The sequence below is a fragment of the Plantibacter sp. MMLR14_011 genome (genome assembly GCF_001865025.1).
Classification (GTDB): domain Bacteria; phylum Actinomycetota; class Actinomycetes; order Actinomycetales; family Microbacteriaceae; genus Plantibacter; species Plantibacter flavus_A.
On record NZ_MJGW01000062.1, the window covers coordinates 1 to 408 of the forward strand.

Genomic DNA, 408 nt, shown 5'->3' on the forward strand with positions numbered 1-408 from the left:
GACTACCGCCTGTCACTAGCGGGTGTCGCGGGCCTGATCGTCGCGATCGGCATCACGGCGGACTCCTTCATCGTGTACTTCGAGCGCATCCGCGACGAACTTCGCGACGGACGGGCCCTCGAGGGTGCCGTCGAGTCCGGGTGGAAGCGTGCCTTCCGCACGATCATCGCGTCCGACTCGATCAACTTCCTCGCCGCGATCGTGCTCTACGTGCTCGCGGTCAGCGACGTGAAGGGCTTCGCGTTCACGCTGCTCCTCACGACGCTCATCGACATCGTGGTCGTGATCCTCTTCACCCACCCGATGCTCCAGCTCATCTCCCGCCGCCGCTTCTTCAACGAGGGGCACCGGTTCTCCGGGCTCGACCCGGCGGCCCTCGGTGCGGTCTACCGCGGTCGCGCGCAGTTC

Annotated in this window: 1 protein-coding gene; it reads left to right on the plus strand. The window is 66.4% G+C overall.

Annotated elements, in window-relative coordinates; genetic code table 11:
• Positions 1 to 408: preprotein translocase subunit SecD (secD, locus tag BIU99_RS16650; protein ID WP_175484426.1), on the plus strand; the 408-nt coding region annotated here is incomplete at both ends.